The following is a 14217-nucleotide window of genomic DNA, read 5'->3' as shown; positions in this document are numbered from 1 at the left end:
TCAGGCGAATTCGGTCATGTCGAAGTCGGCGACATCGGTCAAAAGCTCGATCACGCCCGTAACCGCGTGGGCCAGCAACTGTTCGCCGCGCGCCGCGGTTGCCACCGAGGCATTGCCGGCAACACCGTCACGGTTGAGGTCGGACATCTTCCAGCCGAAGGCATGCGGGCCATAGGCGCGCAAATGCCGGAAGCGTCCGGCGTAGTCGCTCTGGCGCGAGGGGAAGGCGCGGGCTTTCGCCATCTCGACCTTTTCGGGATGGAGCGCCAGCATCACCGACGTCTCGATCTCGCCGCCGTGAATGTCGATCGCCTTGTCTTCGGGCGCGATCCAGCCATCTGGCTGGCCGAAACGGGTCCAGCTGGTCGCCACCGCCAGCATGCCGAAACGCACTCGCGCCTCAGTCGCAACGATCGTCATCAGCGGCGAATTGCCGCCATGGGCGTTCAGCATCACGAATTTGCTGAGGCCGAGACCGTGCAGGTTTTCGGCGATCCCAAGCCAGCGACGCACGGCTTCGTCGTAGCCGAGCGACCGGCTGCCGGCCACATCCATATGCTCGATCGAATAGCCGACGGGTTCGGTCGGCAGGAAAGTAACGGGCAAGTTCGCGGGCAGGGCGGCGATGCAGCGTTCGACAATACCCTCGGCAATCAGCGTGTCCGTATCGAAGGGCAGATGCGGTCCATGCTGCTCATGGGCGCCGAGCGGCAGCACGGCGATCCAGTCGCGGCGGGCCTGTTGCGGAAGATCGGTCGGATTGTCCTGCCATCGGGCTTGGGGCATCGACATCTCTCTTCGATCCTTCACGTCAATTGTCGTAAAAATGTTATTTGAGTCATACAGTTCGTAATCGCAAGCTGTATTGCTATAAATGTCTGAGGCGGGATTCGGCAGGAGGTCCAATGGGCAAGAAGAACAAGGCCGAAAAGAAGGGCAAGAACGGCAAGAAGAAGGACGATCTTCTCGCCGAACCGCACGATCTTGCCTCGATCCTTGTCCAGGCGGCGCGTTCGATGCGCACGGTGATGTCGCGCAATCTGCTCGAAAGCGGTCTCTATGCCGGCCAGGACGGTGTGATGCTGGCGCTTGCCGAAATGGACGGGCTGACGGCGGGCGGGCTTGCCGCCAAGCTCGGCGTCAAGGCGCCGACGATGACGCGCACGATCGGTCGCATGGAAGCGCAAGGTTTCCTCGAGCGGCGCCCTGATGATGACGATGCGCGGCTGACCAAGGTCTATCTCACCGAACCGGGGCGCAACCGGCTGCAGACGATCGCCGAGGCCGGCCAGCATTCGGAAAACCTTGCGACGCGCGGACTGACCGACAAGCAGGTGCGCACGCTGATGAAGCTTTTGCGGGCTGTCGACAGCAACCTGCAGGCGGCACGCGCAGCCGACTGAGCCTTGTTTCGCGGCATATTGCGGCGGCGATTTAAACAGTTTAAATAGGATTTAAATTTGAGGGTAGGCAACTAGGCTTAAACAGGGGGCATCGTGGCGCAAAAAGTCAAGCTTTCGACGATCGCGGAAACACTCGGTCTTTCGACGGCAACAGTATCCCTGGCATTGCGTGACAGCCCATTGGTGGCGACCCTCACACGCGATAAGATCAAGGAGCAGGCCCGCGCACTCGGTTATATCTATAACCGCCGCGCTGCCAGCCTCAGAACCTCCCGGTCCGGCATCATCGGCGTCGTCGTGCACGACATCATGAACCCGTTCTACGGGGAAATCCTGAAGGCGATCGAAGCGGAGCTCGACCGCGACAAGCAGACCTTCATCCTCTCCAACCATTACGATTCGGTCGACAAGCAGCGCGATTTTATCGAAACGCTGCTGCAGCTCGGCGGCGACGGCGTCATCATGTCGCCGGCGATCGGCACGCCGCCGGAAGATATCCAGCTTGCCGAGGACAACGGCATGCCGGCGATCCTGATCGCCCGTTCGATTGAGGGGCTCGACGTGCCGATCTTCCGCGGCGACGACGCCTATGGCATCTCGCTGGCGACCAACCATCTGATCGGCCTTGGCCATCGCTGCATCGCCATGGTCGGCGGCACCGACCAGACCTCGACCGGTCGCGACCGCTATCAGGGTTATGTCAACGCGCTGCGCAAGGCCAACATCGAGGTCGATCCGGAATTGCGCATTCCCGGCCCGCGCTCCAAGCAGGGCGGCTTCGAGGCGGCTGTGCATCTGCTGTCGCTGCCGCAGAAGCCGACCGCAGTCGTCTGCTGGAACGATCTGGTGGCGATCGGCATGATGAACGGCATCGCGCGTGCGGGCCTTGTTCCAGGCGTCGATATCTCCGTCACCGGCTATGACGACCTCGAGGAGGCCTCGATCGCGACACCGGCGCTGACCACCGTCTGGAACGGCCAGGCCGATGTCGGCCGCAGTGCGGCACGCGCACTTCTCGACAAGCTTTCCGGCAGCCACGAACCCGACGGCATCCACCTGATCAAGCCGGAAATGCGCATCCGCCAGTCGACAGGCCCGTTGCGCGTCACCGCCTGAAGAAATCCCTAATGCATGTCGCGCAAAAGTGTGCAGCGGTTTTGCGAAGGCGACATGCACAAAAGCAAGAACCTAAAGTGCGGCAAGCGAATCCTGGAGATCGCGACGCGCTTTAATACCAGGAGTGCCCATGTCCGCGAGCCTTCCCCGCATCCTCGTGCCCGGAAAAATCAACGAACAGGTGCTGCTGCGGTTGCCCGAGATGTTCGAGATCGTGCGGCTGGACCGTGCGGACCCTGACCTTGTGACGGCAGACATGGCCGATATCAGGGGTATCGCCGTCTCTGGCCGCGTTCCCGCCGGTCTGATGGATGCGCTGCCCGGTCTTGAGATCGTTGCCAATTTCGGTGTCGGTTATGACGGGGTCGACGTGAAACATGCCGCCTCCAAGGGCATCGTCGTCACCAACACGCCTGACGTTCTGAGCGAAGAGGTCGCCGATACCGCCATCGGCCTGCTCATCAACACGCTGCGCCTGCTGCCGCAGGCGGAACAGTGGCTGCGCCAGGGGCGTTGGGTGCGGGATGGCGCCTTTGCGCTTTCGCCCTTGTCATTGCGGGGTCGCACGGTCGGGCTTTACGGCCTCGGACGCATCGGGCTTGCCATTGCCAAGCGGCTCGAAGCCTTCGGCGTCTCGGTCGCCTACCATACGCGCAGCCCACGCGATGGGCTTGCCTATGCCTATCACCCGACGCTCGAACGGCTTGCCGCCGCCGTCGATACGCTTGTTGTCATTGTTCCGGGAACGGAGGCGACACGAAAGACGGTCAACGCCGCGGTGCTTTCGGCACTGGGAAGCAATGGCGTCCTGATCAATGTCGGGCGCGGCTCGACGGTTGACGAGGCAGTGCTGGTCTCAGCACTTCAGGCCGGTGTGATTGCGGGGGCGGGGCTCGACGTTTTCGACAACGAACCGCATGTGCCCGATGCGCTGCTGGGGTTGCCGAATGTTTCGCTGTTGCCGCATGTGGCGTCGGCTTCGGTTGTTACCCGCAACGCCATGGCGGATCTGGTGGTCGATAACCTCATGGCCTGGTTTTCGACCGGCAAGGCACTGACGCCAGTGCCGGAAACGCCGTTCACGCGCCGAGCCGGTTAAAGCGTTGCCGGTTCAGACGGAGGTGCAGAAACGCTCCATCTCTTTGTTTTTGCGCATTTGCTGATGGAAAACCGCTTCGCACTTTTCCTGGAAATGCCCTAGGCGGCCATGCGCCGCGCCGCGTAGGCGCGCACGGCATCGCCGAAAGCCCTGAACAGGCTCGCCGACGGTGCGTCCGTCCGCACCCAGTATTCCGGATGCCATTGCACGCCGACGGCGAACGCCTTGGCGCCAATCACCGAGACCGCCTCGATGGTGCCATCGTCGGCAACGGCTTCGACGGCGAGGCGCGGCGCCGTTGCGCCGATGGCCTGGCGATGCAGGGAATTGACGCGAACGCGACCGGCACCCAGCACCGGCGCAAGACAGCTGCCTTCCTTGACGATCACGTCCTGGCGGATGCCGTAGGCGACATCCAGCTCGGAAACGTCGGGCTTGCGGTGATCCCAGACACCCGGCTGCTCCTGGATTTCGCTTGCGAGCGTGCCACCGAGGGCAACGTTGAGCTCCTGGATGCCGCGGCAGATGGCAAACAGCGGAACGCCGCGCTCGAGCGCGCGCCGGATCAACGGCAGGCTGGTGGCATCGCGGCCAGGATCGAAGGGGCCGTCGGTGTCCTTGGCCTCGCGGCCGTAGAGCGAGGGATGAACGTTGGATCGGGCGCCGCTTGCCAGCACGCCGTCGACGCGATCGAGGATCTCGTCGATATCGTTGCCGGTCTCAAGCGCCGGAATGAGGAAGGGCATGACGCCGGCGCCTTCGACGGCGGCACGGACATACTGGTTGGCAACGACATGCCAAACATTGCCGTCGAATTCGCGGAAATCGCAGGGGATGGCAACGACAGGTTTCGACATCATCAGGCTCCGTATCTCGCTTTGCAAAGCCTTGCCGCCAGATGTGGCTGAAAGTCAACTGCGAAGCGCGCAGATGTGATGGTGATACCGGCCGCAACTAGGCTCGTATGTGCATGGCAGGAATTGATGCGTTTTCTTCAGCTTTGGGTAACCACATCCTGAGTGAATCGGTGGATATGATGTTTGCCAAGCAGAATTGCCTTAAATACAATGTCAGAAAGCAAAACGTGATTTTGTCTATGCATGGTTGTAGAAGGCATCCGCCGGCCGTTGGTTTCGCAATACTAGGTTGAGTTTGGGAAAAACTCCCATGGGGCACCGTTTGAATGTTGCAATACAAGGCTTGGAGGCGGTGTTTTCACGAAATCTTTCGTTAAATCATCGCCTCTAAAAATCCGGAAAACCGGAGCTATGGGTTCATGACGCGCAATGAACGGGGCGCTCTCCCGACGGATGTCTATCTGTCGTCCGTGAGCTCGCTCTACGAACATCGCAGGACTCTGCTGATCGGCATGCTTTCGCATGTCGTGACTTTCGTGCTCGTCTATTTCAAGACCACCGACCCGCTCTATCTCTTCTGCACGGCCGCCATCGTTGTGCTCTGGGGGCTGCGCAACCTCGACATGGCGCGCTTTGATCGCCAGGATTTCTCCAACGCCGACCGAGCGATGGTCCGGAAATGGGAGAATCGCTACATTCTCGGCGGCGTCAGCGTGACGCTCACCTGTGGTATTGCCTGCGGCTACGCGATCGCCGTCAGCCGGGATTCCTTCTCGGAACTGGCCTGCATCTCCGTCACGCTCGCGTCGATGATCTCGCTGGTCGGGCGAAACTACGGCTCCGAACGGGCGGTGCTGCTTCTGTCCTCGTCCGCCTGCCTGCCGATCGTGATCGGGCTGATCACGCTTCAGGATGGTTTCATGCTCATCCTGGCGGTTCTGATCCTGCCATTCATCTTTTCGACCTGGATGATGGCCAACAATGTGCGCGCGTTTCTCTACGAGAACGTGCTGGCCGCCCGAGAAATCGCAACGATCGCCGGCCAGTTCGACGCAGCACTCAACAACATGACGCACGGGCTGCTGATGCTCGACCGCGACAACCGGATCGTCGTTGCCAACGAGCGCGCCTGCGCGCTGCTGATGCTGGGCGACAAGGCCGACCTGAGGGATCGGCTGCTGGATGACGTCGTGCGCCGCGGCGTCCGGCGCATGTCGCTCAGTGTCGAAGAGACGCGCGCGATCTCGCGGCAGCTCGACCTTCTGATCAAGGGCAAGAAGACTCAGGTTCTGGTGCCGGTCACCGACAACCTCTTTCTCGAGTTTTCCGCTGGGCGACACGAGAACGGTGAGGTCGTGCTGATATTCGAGGACGTGACCGCACGCGTCCAGGCCGACAGACAGATCCTTCAGATGGTGCGCTTCGACACGCTGACCGGCTTGCCGAGCCGCGATTACTTCGCCGAACTTGCCCACAGCGCTGTGGCGCTCGAAGGCAAGGAGGACGTCGAGGTCGGGCTGATGGTGCTCGACGTTGCCGAGTTCAAGCATGTCAACGACATGCGCGGCCACATCGTCGGCGACAGGCTATTGCAGGCGATTGCCGGGCGGCTGAAGACACTGGTCGGCAATACGGCGATCGCCGCGCGCCTGATGGGCGACGAATTCGTCGTCTTCTTCCCCAACAGGATGCATCGGCCGGATCTCGAAGAGCAGATGCGCGCGGTTCACGCCGGGTTGCGCGGTGCCTATATGGCGAATGGCTTTACCTTCAACGTGACCATGAGCGCCGGCGTCGTTCTCGTGCCGAGCAGCGCCTTCCGGCTGGAAGAACTCCAGATCAAGGCCGATCTTGCGCTGTCGGAAACCAAGGCACGCAACAAGGGCGGCTGCACCGTATTCGAAGAAGAGATGGATGCCCGCTATCTCGACCGCCAGAAACTGAAGAGCGATCTGCGCGATGCGATCAATGCTGGTGCCCTGACGCTTTCCTACCAGCCGATGTTCACGCCGAACGGCGCGCGTCTCGAATGCTGCGAGGCTTTGGCGCGCTGGACGCATCCCGAGCGCGGCCCGGTACCGCCGAATGTCTTCATCCAGCTTGCCGAGGAACTGGGGCTCGTCACCGAGATCACCCGCTTCGTGCTGGAGCAGGCGTGCAAGGATTGCATGGGCTGGCCCGGCGAGGTTTCCGTTTCGGTCAATCTGTCGGTGCTCGACCTGCGCAGCAACGACATCGTCACGGTGGTGGCGGATACGCTGCGGGCCACCGGGCTCGATGCTTCGCGGCTGCATCTCGAAGTCACAGAGAGCTGCCTGATGGATGAGCCGGCCAAGGTGCAGGCCATTCTCGGCGAGCTGCGTGACAGCGGCATAACGATCGCCATCGACGATTTCGGCACAGGCTATTCCAGCCTCAGCTACCTGGATGCGCTGCCGGTCAACATCATCAAGATCGATCGCTCTTTCGTGCGCAACATCCGCGAGGACTCGCGCCGCTTCAAGCTGCTGCGCGGCACAGCCAACCTCGGTCGTGCTCTCGGCCTGAAGATCGTCGTCGAGGGTGTGGAGACGGCGGATCAATTGCAGCTGATCAACGACTACCACTGCGCCGATCTGATACAGGGTTTTGTGTTCGCGGCCCCGATGCCGGCGTCCGCCATCGCGGCTTCTGCAAGAATGGTGTCCAGAAACCGGTCACCACGCCGTCAAGCAAGCGTATCGCCTGACAACTCGCCACGTCGCCCGTCATTTCCTCCGCGATCCGCGTCCTCCATCCTCTTCCTTGCTCCGCCGCTTGTCCAAGATGGTGAGGTGGCGGGCTTAACCAATCGTTAACCATAAAACTTTACGAAATATTAAGGTTAACAATAGGTTAATCGTAATGTGTGCCATTTTGTTGTTGCTGCTGTGCCGACCGTCAATAGGTTAACGATCTGTTAACCATGAGGGTCAGGAAATGGGTGAAGGTCTTCACCGGGCGGAGCCTGGGAGTTTTTCTGAGAAGCTGATGCTTCTTCTCGATCGCGTCGAATACCGGCGGGTCGAGACGGGCGAGGACATGGAGGATATCGCCCGGCTCCGCTACAAGGCCTACAAGGCCGTCAATCTGATGGAACTCACCGGCTCGACCTTGATCGACGATCTCGATTTCGACAGTCACGCCTATGTCTTCGGTATCTATCTCGACGAGAACCTGGTCAGCACGGTGCGTGTTCATCACGTGACGCCTGAGCACAGGGCGAGCACGTCTGGGCTGATCTTCGGGCCCGAGATCGACGTCTTTCTCGACGCGGGCATGGTGCTGGTCGACCCCGGCCGGTTGGCTGTCGACCCCGATGTCACCGGCGACGAGATGCGCGCGCTTCCCTACCTGACGCTGCGCCCGGTGGCGATGGCATGCGAATACTTCACCGCCGACCGGTGCCTGACCGCCTGCCGGCCGCGGCATGCGGCGTTCTACAAGCGCATTTTTGCGTCGGAGACCGTTGTCGCCAAGCGCGAGAACCTCGGCGTCTACAATGCCGACGGTGCGCTGCTGGTTGCGCAGGTGAGGGGGCAGCGGCCCTCGATCCTCGATCGCTATCCGATCTTCGATTCGGAGCCGTTCGAGCGTCGCCTGATGTTCGCGGGCCGACAGGAAGTGCCGTTCGCGCCTTTGACGATTCTGCCGACGGCGCGGATCGCACAGAACGGTTCCGGCCGTTCCTATCGCACATCCGTATTCCGCTAGAGACGCACGCGGCATATCGCCCCAGGTGACCGGGCGCAGCGGCGGGTTTTCGTTGCGCCCGGGCCTGGCATTGTGTATGGGCAGCTAAAGGGCTTCCGTGCGGTTTTCCGCCAAAGCCGTTTCGTGGATCAAGGTTGAAGGGCGGCGAGGGCCAAGGGTCGGGCCGCAGCATTCTGGGAGAATTGGACGATGGCTGAGCATCATTCTGGACCGGTCGAAATGGGCGCTCCGATGGATTATGCGGAACACGAGAAGACCTACAATTTCTTCCTCAGTGCAACGAAATACCTCACGCTGTTCTGCGTGGCTCTGCTGATCGCCATGGCTGCCGCCTTCTTCACCACGATGGGCTTCTTCAGCTCGCTGGTGCTGTTCATCCTTATCAACGTCGCTGGTTTCTTCTTCCTTCGTTAATCGGCACTACTGACACGACTTGCCAGGGACAGGCCGGGTGGAGGCTTGCCCTTGGCTGCCGGACTCAAGGTCCGGATTGAAGCCGCATGACATCGACCGGGAGCGTCGATGGTCTTGCTTCGGCTGATGAAAGTTCGCAGCGCCTTGAAGCGTTCGTTGGAGAACGCGCGGCGCTTATCCTCACTGCGTGAGGGGGAGAGTGGAGGACAGGCTGAGCCTGTCTCCAGGGGAATGTGTGCTTTGCACATGGGAGGGCGCCTGCTCGCATGAGCGGCCGCTTTGCAGTCGGACAGGATGCCCGCATTCCAGCCTTGGCTCGATTGCGGCCAGGGAGGGGACTTGTGAGCGAAATTGTCTTTATTGCCAAGGAAACGGATCCGAACGAGGGTCGCGTTGCGGCATCGCCGGATAGCGTGAAGAAACTGAAAGGGCTGGGCTTCGACGTCGTCGTCGAGACGGCGCCGGGTTTCTGTCGCGTATTCCGGATACAGAATATGAGAAGGCTGGTGCCAGGATCGGTGCTGTTGCCGATGCGAAGACGGCGGATGTCGTCCTTCGGGTTCGCCGGCCGAACAGCGCCGAAATCGCCGGCTATAAGTCCGGCGCCATCGTCATCGCCATCATGGATCCCTACGGCAACGAGGATGCGGTCGCCGAAATGGCCAAGGCCGGCCTTAGCGCCTTTGCGATGGAGCTGATGCCGCGCATCACCCGCGCGCAGTCGATGGACGTGCTGTCGAGCCAGGCAAACCTTGCCGGCTACCAGGCGGTGATCGATGCGGCCTGCGAATATGACCGGGCGCTGCCGATGATGATGACGGCGGCCGGCACGGTTCCCGCGGCGAAGGTCTTCGTCATGGGTGCCGGCGTTGCCGGCTTGCAGGCAATCGCGACGGCCCGCCGTCTCGGCGCCATGGTTTCGGCGACCGACGTGCGTCCCGCCGCCAAGGAGCAGGTGGCCTCGCTCGGCGCCAAGTTCATCGCCGTCGAGGACGAGGAATTCAAGGCGGCCGAAACCGCCGGCGGCTACGCCAAGGAAATGTCCAAAGAGTATCAGGCGAAACAGGCGGCACTCGTCGCCGAGCACATCGCCAAGCAGGACATCGTCATCACCACGGCGCTGATCCCGGGCCGGCCGGCGCCGCGCCTCGTCACGCGCGAAATGTTGAAGGCGATGAAGCCTGGTTCCATTGCGGTCGACCTCGCTGTCGAGCGCGGCGGCAACGTCGAAGGCGCCGAGGCCGGCAGGGTCGCCGATGTCGAGGGCGTCAAGGTCATCGGCCACCTCAACGTGCCCGGTCGGATCGCCGCATCGGCTTCCGGTCTCTACGCCAAGAACCTCGTGACCTTCCTCGAGACCATGGTCTCCAAGGAAACGAAGGCGCTGGCGCTCAACATGGAGGACGAGCTCGTCAAGGCGACGGCGCTCACCCATGGCGGCGCCATCGTCAATGCGAATTTCGAGCCGAAGAAGAAGGGGGATCTTTGATGGCGAACGAAGCATTGGAAAAAGCGCTCGATGCGCTCGACAAGGCGGTTGCCGCTGTCCAGCAGGCAGCGCTGAACCTTCCCGATGCCGCGGAAGCTGCCGGCGCGCTCGCGCACGGCGCCACCGGCGGCGCAATTGATCCGTTCGTCTTCCGACTGGCGATCTTCGTCCTGTCGATTTTCGTCGGCTACTATGTCGTCTGGTCGGTGACGCCGGCCCTGCACACGCCGTTGATGGCGGTCACCAACGCGATCTCTTCGGTCATCGTCGTTGGTGCACTGCTCGCCGTCGGCATCTCGGCCTCCGGGCTTGCGACCGGTTTCGGTTTCATCGCGCTCGTGCTCGCCTCGGTCAACATCTTTGGCGGCTTCCTGGTCACCCAGCGCATGCTCGCCATGTACAAGAAAAAAAGACAAGTGAGGCCGGCCGATGAACGCTAACTTCGCAGCCTTCCTCTATCTCGTCTCGGGCGTGCTCTTCATCACGGCGCTCCGCGGCCTGTCGCACCCGGCCACCAGCCGCAAGGGCAACACCTACGGCATGGTCGGCATGGGCATTGCCATCGTCACCACGCTGCTGCTGGCCAAGCCCACCTTCGGCGGCTTCCTCTTGATCGTGCTCGGCCTTGCCATCGGCGGCGGTGCCGGCGCGGTCATCGCCCGCCGCATCGCCATGACGTCGATGCCGCAGCTTGTCGCCGCCTTCCATTCGCTCGTCGGTCTGGCGGCGGTGATGGTCGCGGCCGCGGCGATGTATGCGCCCGAGAGCTTCGGCATCGGCACGCTCGGTGACATCCACGCCCAGGCGCTGGTCGAAATGTCGCTCGGTGTCGCCATCGGCGCGGTCACCTTTACCGGTTCGGTCATCGCCTTCCTCAAGCTCGACGGACGCATGTCCGGCAAGCCGATCCTGTTGACCGGCCGTCACTTCGTCAACGCTGGCCTGGCGATCGCGCTCGTCGTCCTGGTGATCATGCTGGTCTTCACCCAGAGCACGACCGTGTTCTGGCTGATCGTCGCCCTGTCGCTGGCGCTCGGCGTGCTGATCATCATCCCGATCGGCGGCGCCGACATGCCGGTGGTCGTCTCGATGCTCAACTCCTATTCGGGTTGGGCCGCGGCCGGCATCGGCTTCACGCTCGGCAACCTGGCGCTGATCATCACCGGCGCGCTCGTCGGCTCGTCGGGTGCGATCCTGTCCTATATCATGTGCAAGGGCATGAACCGCTCGTTCATCTCGGTCATCCTCGGCGGCTTCGGCGGCGAGGCGGCGGCAGCCGCTGTTGACGATGGCGTCCAGCGCACCGTCAAGCAGGGCGCGGCCGACGACGCGGCATTCCTGATGGCCAATGCCTCCAAGGTGATCATCGTCCCGGGCTACGGCATGGCCGTCGCCCAGGCGCAGCATGCGCTGCGTGAACTCGGTGATCAGCTGAAGGCGGCGGGCGTCGACGTGAAATACGCCATCCATCCGGTTGCCGGCCGCATGCCCGGTCATATGAACGTGCTGCTCGCGGAAGCAAACGTGCCCTATGACGAGGTGTTCGAGCTCGAAGACATCAACTCGGAATTCGCCCAGGCGGATGTCGCCTATGTCATCGGCGCCAACGACGTGACCAACCCGGCAGCCCGCGACGACCCGTCGTCGCCGATCTACGGCATGCCGATCCTCGACGTCGACAAGGCCAAGACCTGCCTGTTCGTCAAGCGCTCGCTCGGCTCCGGTTACGCCGGCATCGACAACACGCTGTTCTACAAGGACGGCACCATGATGCTGCTCGGCGACGCCAAGAAGGTGACGGAAGACATCGTCAAGGCCATGAACCACTGAGGTTCCTTGCCATTCGGGTGAGCGACACAAAGGCGTCTATCCGTTGGGTCAAATGTTGGAAAAGAAAACGCCCGCCACATGGCGGGCGTTTTCGTTTGATGCGTCGAACTGCCGGCGAAGGTCGTCTTGCCGACTTTTCGTCATCTCGCCTTATCAGCTAGCCGGGGCGAGCGTCAGTTCGTCGACGCCGATCGCGATGTTCAGTCCTTCCTGGACCTGCACGTTAACTGGCTGCAGCATGAAGGCCTTGTTGGTACCGCCGCCGATCACCTTGGCGCCGCCGCCAACGGCAAGGCTCGCGTCGGCGCCGATGCCGTAATATTCACCGGCAAGCGCGTATTTGGTGATCGGAGTACCTGTCTTGGCCAGGACATCCCAGACCATCGTGCTCTTGCCGGTCTTGCCGATGTCGATGCCGATCTTGCGAATGGTGCCGGCATAGCTTGCGGCCGGCGCGCCGTTGGCGGGCCTGAAGGTGCACAGCAGGTTCTTTGTCGAGGTCAGAATCTGCCCCGTGCCGCCGTCGGAGCCGCAGACAAGGCGGCCGAGCGCGACATAATTCTGCGCTGCGGACGGGCCGGCGCAAAGGGCTGCCAGGGCCAGTGTCGCGATGAAGGTTTTCTTGATCATTGGCTCAGTCTCCGTTTTTCGTTCCTGGGCAAACGGATGGTGGCCGGGAAGGTTCCGTTCGTCATTGGAGGAGCAAATGGCTAATTCCTTAAATCGACATCGATTTATGGACAAAATTACGCAGCAGGTTCAGGGCGTTACGGCGTCCTTTACGCGTCATGCCGGACGCGCGGCGCAACGACGTGACGAAAAAACGAAAACGGCCGCGAACCGGTCGCGGGCGTTGAAACGGGAGAAGTGCTTTTCTCTCCTAAGAGGCTAAGCGGCTTTCACGCGGGCGAGACCTGCGCGCGCCGGCTCGTATTTCGGGTCGAGCTGCAGTGCGTGCGAGTAGGACTTCGCTGCCTTGGCCTTGTCGCCCTTGCGCTCGTAGACCAGCGCCTGGTTTGCCCAGGATTCGGCAACCTTGCCGTCGAGCGTGATCGCGGTGTTGAAGTCGGAGAAGGCATTGTCGTCATCGCCCTGGGCGACGTAGGAGATGCCGCGGCCGTTATAGGGCTCCGGCGAGCTCGGCGACAGCGAGATCGCCGTCGAGAAGTCTTCGATCGCCTGGCCGTGCTGGTTGCGGGCCTGGTAGATCAGGCCGCGATTGTGGTAGGCGCGCGGGTCGGTGGTGTCGAGCTGGATCGCCTTGTTGAAATCGTTGAAGGCGGAATCGAGCTGGCCGGCCTGGCGATAGAGATTGCCGCGGCCGATATAGGCGACGTCGTAGTTGGGGTTCAGCTGCAGCGCCATGTTGTAGTCGGCAAGTGCGGCCTGGGTGTTGCCCATGTTGCGGTGAACGAGCGCGCGGTTGGCATATGCCTGGTAGAAGCGCGGGTTGAGCTGGATCGCCTGATCGAAATCGGCCAGGGCGCGGCGGTATTCGCCTGCACGGCCATAGGCGGAGCCGCGGACGTTATAGCCCTCGGGGTCGCTCGGGTTGGAGGCGATCACGCTCGACAGCGATGCGATATTTCCCTGGGAGCCCTGTTCGCGCTCGACCTTGGCCATCGATTCCGGCCCTTCGGTCTGGCATGCCGACAGAAGCAGAGCCGATCCGAGGAGGAACAGGGCCGCAAGCTTCGGCTTGCGCTGGTGGCGGCGGCGCGCCTCTTGGGTGGTGAAACCGGCGACGTCCGCAGTCATGGCAGCAAGTGTCAAAGGTCGATCCCTCAATGCGACTAGGTCCGAAAGCCAACGGCTTCCCGTTCAAGGAGGCCGGCGAATTTCGCGGGGCCCCACAGCCGAGGCTACCAGGGCCTGCGGCAAACCGTCCGGCGTCAAGCGCCGCGACCGGCTACCGTTGCCGGCTGCATTGTCACGCTAGCCCGACGACGGAAAAGATGTCCATACCAAAAGAAAGGCGGCGGCGATATTTCGCCCCCGCCACGACTTAGATCGAAAAGTGTCGAAAAATCGACAAATTAACGGGCCACGAGGCCTTCGCGCTGTGCACGCTTGCGCGCCAGCTTGCGAACGCGGCGAACGGCTTCAGCCTTTTCGCGGGCGCGCTTCTGGGACGGCTTTTCGTAGAAATCACGCATCTTCATTTCGCGGAAAATGCCTTCGCGCTGCATCTTCTTCTTGAGAGCGCGGAGCGCCTGGTCAACATTGTTATCGCGGACAAGTACCTGCACGTGAAATCCCGTTCCTTTGGTTGTTTCG

General features: G+C 61.9%; 13 protein-coding genes and 1 pseudogene. 9 read left to right on the top strand and 5 right to left on the bottom strand.

Going from position 1 to position 14217, the window contains the following annotated elements; all coding sequences use genetic code 11:
* Window positions 1-792, bottom strand: a complete 792-nt coding sequence (locus BKP54_RS07220; RefSeq protein ID WP_025424871.1) for a creatininase family protein — start codon at window positions 790-792, stop codon at window positions 1-3.
* A gap of 113 nt (window positions 793-905) precedes the next feature.
* Between BKP54_RS07220 and BKP54_RS07215 the strand changes: the two genes are divergently transcribed.
* The 3 genes from BKP54_RS07215 (at window position 906) to BKP54_RS07205 (ending at window position 3618) form a co-directional block, all read left to right on the top strand.
* Window positions 906-1403 carry a MarR family transcriptional regulator gene (locus BKP54_RS07215; protein WP_025424870.1) on the top strand — a complete coding sequence of 166 codons (498 nt, stop codon included), beginning with the start codon at window positions 906-908 and terminating at the stop codon, window positions 1401-1403.
* Window positions 1404-1496: 93 nt separating this feature from the next.
* Entirely contained in the window at window positions 1497-2519 is a 1023-nt protein-coding gene (locus BKP54_RS07210) for a LacI family DNA-binding transcriptional regulator (RefSeq protein WP_025424869.1), read from the top strand.
* A gap of 130 nt (window positions 2520-2649) precedes the next feature.
* Window positions 2650-3618: a 2-hydroxyacid dehydrogenase gene (locus BKP54_RS07205; RefSeq protein WP_025424868.1), complete on the top strand. Its 969-nt coding sequence runs from the start codon at window positions 2650-2652 to the stop codon at window positions 3616-3618.
* Between the two features lie 98 nt (window positions 3619-3716).
* On the opposite strand, the gene BKP54_RS07200 is transcribed toward BKP54_RS07205, so the two are convergent.
* Complete coding sequence (locus tag BKP54_RS07200) at window positions 3717-4475, bottom strand: gamma-glutamyl-gamma-aminobutyrate hydrolase family protein (protein ID WP_025424867.1); 759 nt, start codon at window positions 4473-4475, stop codon at window positions 3717-3719.
* 419 nt (window positions 4476-4894) lie between these two features.
* On the opposite strand from BKP54_RS07200, the gene BKP54_RS07195 reads away from it, so the two are divergent.
* The 6 genes and pseudogenes from BKP54_RS07195 to BKP54_RS07170 all read left to right on the top strand — a co-directional run bounded on the left by BKP54_RS07195 (window position 4895) and on the right by BKP54_RS07170 (window position 11940).
* Window positions 4895-7312, top strand: coding sequence for an EAL domain-containing protein (locus BKP54_RS07195; protein ID WP_128090380.1), 2418 nt, complete (start codon window positions 4895-4897; stop codon window positions 7310-7312).
* A gap of 172 nt (window positions 7313-7484) precedes the next feature.
* Window positions 7485-8207: a hypothetical protein gene (locus tag BKP54_RS07190; protein WP_234907904.1), complete on the top strand. Its 723-nt coding sequence runs from the start codon at window positions 7485-7487 to the stop codon at window positions 8205-8207.
* 189 nt (window positions 8208-8396) lie between these two features.
* The gene (locus BKP54_RS07185; RefSeq protein WP_025424863.1) at window positions 8397-8621 is read left to right on the top strand and encodes an aa3-type cytochrome c oxidase subunit IV; all 225 of its coding nucleotides are present in this window, start codon (window positions 8397-8399) and stop codon (window positions 8619-8621) included.
* 341 nt (window positions 8622-8962) lie between these two features.
* A pseudogene (locus BKP54_RS07180) lies at window positions 8963-10110 on the top strand (Re/Si-specific NAD(P)(+) transhydrogenase subunit alpha).
* Complete coding sequence (locus BKP54_RS07175) at window positions 10110-10550, top strand: NAD(P) transhydrogenase subunit alpha (protein WP_084814322.1); 441 nt, start codon at window positions 10110-10112, stop codon at window positions 10548-10550. The pseudogene BKP54_RS07180 and the gene BKP54_RS07175 overlap by 1 nt, the downstream one beginning before the upstream one ends.
* Complete coding sequence (locus BKP54_RS07170; RefSeq protein ID WP_025424860.1) at window positions 10540-11940, top strand: NAD(P)(+) transhydrogenase (Re/Si-specific) subunit beta; 1401 nt, start codon at window positions 10540-10542, stop codon at window positions 11938-11940. Before BKP54_RS07175 ends, BKP54_RS07170 begins: the two co-directional genes overlap by 11 nt.
* A 153-nt stretch (window positions 11941-12093) precedes the next feature.
* Here BKP54_RS07170 and BKP54_RS07165 read toward each other — a convergent pair whose 3' ends face one another.
* From BKP54_RS07165 to rpsU, 3 genes are all read right to left on the bottom strand, one after another.
* On the bottom strand, window positions 12094-12570 hold the full coding sequence (locus BKP54_RS07165) for a DUF992 domain-containing protein (protein WP_025424859.1): 477 nt from the start codon (window positions 12568-12570) through the stop codon (window positions 12094-12096).
* Between the two features lie 258 nt (window positions 12571-12828).
* A complete protein-coding gene (locus tag BKP54_RS07160) occupies window positions 12829-13713 on the bottom strand; it encodes a tetratricopeptide repeat protein (RefSeq protein ID WP_038575705.1) in 885 nt (294 codons plus the stop codon).
* Between the two features lie 263 nt (window positions 13714-13976).
* Complete coding sequence (gene rpsU / locus BKP54_RS07155) at window positions 13977-14189, bottom strand: 30S ribosomal protein S21 (RefSeq protein ID WP_025424858.1); 213 nt, start codon at window positions 14187-14189, stop codon at window positions 13977-13979.
* Window positions 14190-14217: the final 28 nt, after the last annotated feature.

The sequence above is a fragment of the Ensifer sp. 1H6 genome (assembly GCF_001976035.1).
In the GTDB taxonomy this organism is placed as follows: domain Bacteria; phylum Pseudomonadota; class Alphaproteobacteria; order Rhizobiales; family Rhizobiaceae; genus Ensifer; species Ensifer canadensis.
The sequence above is the reverse complement of the archived record's forward strand: the minus strand, read 5'-3'. Positions and strand labels throughout refer to the sequence as shown.

Bases quoted from the DNA above. Each gene is read 5' to 3' on its own strand.
- BKP54_RS07200 (WP_025424867.1), bottom strand. From the start codon at position 4,475: ATGTCGAAACCTGTCGTTGCCATCCCCTGCGATTTCCGCGAATTCGAC.
- BKP54_RS07220 (WP_025424871.1), bottom strand. From the start codon at position 792: ATGTCGATGCCCCAAGCCCGATGGCAGGACAATCCGACCGATCTTCCG.
- BKP54_RS07170 (WP_025424860.1), top strand. From the start codon at position 10,540: ATGAACGCTAACTTCGCAGCCTTCCTCTATCTCGTCTCGGGCGTGCTC.
- BKP54_RS07215 (WP_025424870.1), top strand. From the start codon at position 906: ATGGGCAAGAAGAACAAGGCCGAAAAGAAGGGCAAGAACGGCAAGAAG.
- BKP54_RS07175 (WP_084814322.1), top strand. From the start codon at position 10,110: ATGGCGAACGAAGCATTGGAAAAAGCGCTCGATGCGCTCGACAAGGCG.
- BKP54_RS07165 (WP_025424859.1), bottom strand. From the start codon at position 12,570: ATGATCAAGAAAACCTTCATCGCGACACTGGCCCTGGCAGCCCTTTGC.
- BKP54_RS07205 (WP_025424868.1), top strand. From the start codon at position 2,650: ATGTCCGCGAGCCTTCCCCGCATCCTCGTGCCCGGAAAAATCAACGAA.
- BKP54_RS07190 (WP_234907904.1), top strand. From the start codon at position 7,485: ATGCTTCTTCTCGATCGCGTCGAATACCGGCGGGTCGAGACGGGCGAG.
- BKP54_RS07185 (WP_025424863.1), top strand. From the start codon at position 8,397: ATGGCTGAGCATCATTCTGGACCGGTCGAAATGGGCGCTCCGATGGAT.
- BKP54_RS07195 (WP_128090380.1), top strand. From the start codon at position 4,895: ATGACGCGCAATGAACGGGGCGCTCTCCCGACGGATGTCTATCTGTCG.